The organism is Rhizobium sp. Root483D2 (assembly GCF_001426685.1).
In the GTDB taxonomy this organism is placed as follows: Bacteria; Pseudomonadota; Alphaproteobacteria; order Rhizobiales; family Rhizobiaceae; genus Pararhizobium; species Pararhizobium qamdonense.
The window spans coordinates 297,002-300,031 of the sequence record NZ_LMFB01000012.1; the positions used below are offsets into that span (position 1 = coordinate 297,002).

General features: G+C 61.6%; 3 protein-coding genes and 1 pseudogene. 2 read left to right on the forward strand and 2 right to left on the reverse strand.

Features of this window, described 5'->3' with window-relative positions; translation table 11 throughout:
- Positions 1 to 485: pseudogene (locus ASD32_RS10955) on the forward strand (CatB-related O-acetyltransferase); the annotation flags it as partial.
- Positions 486 to 715: 230 nt separating this feature from the next.
- Here ASD32_RS10955 and ASD32_RS10960 read toward each other — a convergent pair.
- A complete protein-coding gene (locus ASD32_RS10960) occupies positions 716 to 949 on the reverse strand; it encodes a hypothetical protein (protein WP_060638046.1) in 234 nt (77 codons plus the stop codon).
- Between the two features lie 128 nt (positions 950 to 1,077).
- Entirely contained in the window at positions 1,078 to 1,971 is an 894-nt protein-coding gene (locus ASD32_RS10965; RefSeq protein WP_060638047.1) for a LysR family transcriptional regulator, read from the reverse strand.
- Positions 1,972 to 2,121: 150 nt separating this feature from the next.
- Between ASD32_RS10965 and ASD32_RS10970 the strand changes: the two genes are divergently transcribed.
- Entirely contained in the window at positions 2,122 to 2,775 is a 654-nt protein-coding gene (locus ASD32_RS10970; RefSeq protein ID WP_060638048.1) for a hydrolase, read from the forward strand.
- Positions 2,776 to 3,030: the final 255 nt, after the last annotated feature.

Here is a 3,030-nt window from a genome sequence, read left to right on the forward strand (position 1 = left end):
AAGACACCGCCGGGATACTCGCACCCTATCTAGGCCATAGCGTCCGCGAGCGGTTGGTCATCGGCAAATTTGTCCAGATCGCCCGGGGAAGCTATTTTATTACAAGTTCAGCCAATCATCCGATGACGGGCGTTACAACCTACCCCTTCCGCATCTTCAAACCGGAGACCTTCGGCTACAAAGACCTGCCGGTGAAAGATACCGTGGTCGGGCACGATGTATGGATTGGCCATGGCGCAGCGATCATGCCGGGTGTGCAGATCGGTGCAGGCGCGATCGTGGCTGCCGCGTCGGTGGTCGCTCGAAACGTTCCACCTTACGCAGTTGTCGCAGGAAACCCAGCCACGGTCATCCGGATGCGCTATCCCGCCGAGATCGTCAGCCAGCTTCTCGATATAGCTTGGTGGAATTGGCCCATTGAAAAAATCGAAGCGAATTTGGCGGCCCTGGAAAGCGGTGACCTTGTGGCGCTGAACATGGTTTGAGAGCCAACAAATTCACAACAAGAGCGCATCCGGTGATTGCCTCATAGGGTGACGATCCCACACGTCACAACCAGCGGCCAAACGAGAACTTCGAAATCAACCTTGCCGCTGTTTCCGGAACATAGGCTACAACGCTAATCCTCAACCTTGAGATCGCCCGGAAATCCGGGCGCACTTTGATATCATCTCAGCTTTTCATACGGCAATCTGTCTCTCGTCCCAGCAACACTTCACGCCGCCGCGTACACCACCGTCACGCCACGCTGGCGAAAATAAGCCTGCAGCAGTTTTCGGCCGGAACGGTTGCTCTGCACGAGCTTGGCGGGGTCGAGGATGGCTTCTTTCAAGCCTTCCCGCGTCAATGCTGCCTTGAGATTGGCGATGTGCATATCGATGTCGGCATTGTCCGCCTGGAGCGATTCATAAATGCGGTTTGTGGCCTCGGCTACGGTCTGTTCGCTCACTGTTACGCTCCTGTTGTTGCTTGGCTGGCGCTGTGGCGCCTGTCTTGGCCTGACCCTATCGCGGTGAACAATGGCGGTGTCAACGGGGGGCGGTGGATTGACCGTCGGAGCTTTCGCGCCGCACTGCCTTAACGGGCGGTGCCGGAAAGGTCTGGCGCCGGTTCGCAATATTCGATCAGCAATTCGATGAGGACGCGGATCTTGCGGGCGGGGTGCTGGCCCGGCGGGCGGATGACATAGGCGCCGGCCGGCGGCGGCGGATGACGGGTCATGACCGGCACAAGCGCGCCGGAGGCTATGTGGTCATGGGTGAGGCAATCGGGCAGGTAAGCGATGCCGAGCCCTGCCGTGGCGGCGGCCACGAGGGCAACGCCGTTATCCGCCTTGAAGCGCCCCTGCGGGCGCACCGTGATGATTTCGCCGCCATCCGTGAGTTGCCAGCTTTCGGTGCCCTGCATGAGCGCCTCGTGCGCCAGCAGTTCCTCCGGCGTCTCGGGCGATCCATGCTGCCTGATATAATCCGGGCTTGCGACCAGCTTGCCGAAGATGGGGCCGACGCGCCTGGCGATGAGATTAGAGTCCTGAAGGTAGCCGACCCGTATCGCGCAATCATATCCTTCGGTGATCAGATCGACGAAGCGATCACTGTAGCATGTGTGGATTTGCAGCTGCGGGTGGCGGCGCGCCATTTCGGCAAGGATGGGCGCAAAGTGCGCCTGGCCGAAAGACAGCGGCACGGCCACGCGCAGGCGGCCGCGCAGCGCGCCGGCAGGCAGGATCGTTTCCCTGGCGACATCGATCTCGGCGCAGACCCTTGCGGCATAATCGCGGAACGTCTCGCCGGCCTCTGTCAGAGCGGCGCCCCGGGTGGTGCGCGCCAGAAGCTGGACGCCAAGTTCCGCCTCCAGCCGGAAGAGCCGCCGGCTGACGATGGACTTGGAGACGCCGAGCCGGCGCGCTGCAGGCGATACGCCACCCGCATCGGCCACTTCCACAAACGTCCGCAGCTCCTCGATATCCATTGAGCGTTCCTCATTCCGCGACGCAGCTGGCCGCCAACTGGTACTACCGCATCTCAGGTAGGAACGGCAATACTGGTGTGAGGCAACGGCGCCTTCGCGCCTGTCTCCCGGAAAACCAGTGCCGCTCAAACGGCAGCAAAGGATTTAGCAATGACCTTTCGTAACGGCCTCTCTTCGCTTCTTCGTCCCGAAGACTCGGTCCTCGTCCTGATCGACCACCAGCCCTACCAGCTGGCCAATCTCAACAGCCACGACCCGCATGCGGTGGTCAACAATTCGACGGCGCTGGCCAAGGCCGCCAAGGCTTTCGGTGTCCCGACCATCCTGACGAGCGTGATCGCCGAACGCGGCGGCCTCATCTTTTCGCAGATCACCGACGTGTTTCCCGGCCAGGAGGTCATCGACCGGACGTTCATCAACACCTGGGAAGACCGCAAGGTCGTGGACGCGGTCAAGGCGACCGGCCGCAAGCAGCTGATCATCGCCGGCCTTTGGACCGAGGTCTGCGTCGCGATGCCGGTGATCCAGGCGCTGGGGGAAGGCTGGGATGTCACCGTGATCACCGACGCCTCCGGCGGCACTTCGGTCGAGGCGCATGCGGTCGCCACCCAGCGCATGATCGCCGCCGGCGCAAACATGATGACTTGGCTGGCGCTCGCAGCGGAATGGCAGCGCGACTGGGCGCGCACCGAGCACGCCGCCGAGCTGACGGAGGTGCTCAAACAGCACGCCGCCGGCAGCGGCGTCGCGTATATGTGGGAACAGCAGCTGTTGAACACGCCAGTGCCCGCCAACGCAGGCTGATTTGAGCGGGGATGACGGACGTTGAACGCGTGATGCGAAAAAGTGATCGCTTGTCCGGGTTCGTCATCCCCATTCTTTTGGATGCGAAGGGCAGATGCCTCATGTGGGCCAAATGCCCGCAGCTTGCCGGCAGAGGTATCGTCTAACAAGACCGCAGGTCATTTGCGACATCGAGGGGGTCTGCAGTTCCCCTCATCCGACAGCCAGCTCAAGTCTTTGAGCTAAAAAGTCTTTTGACCCGACGGACGTCGGGTC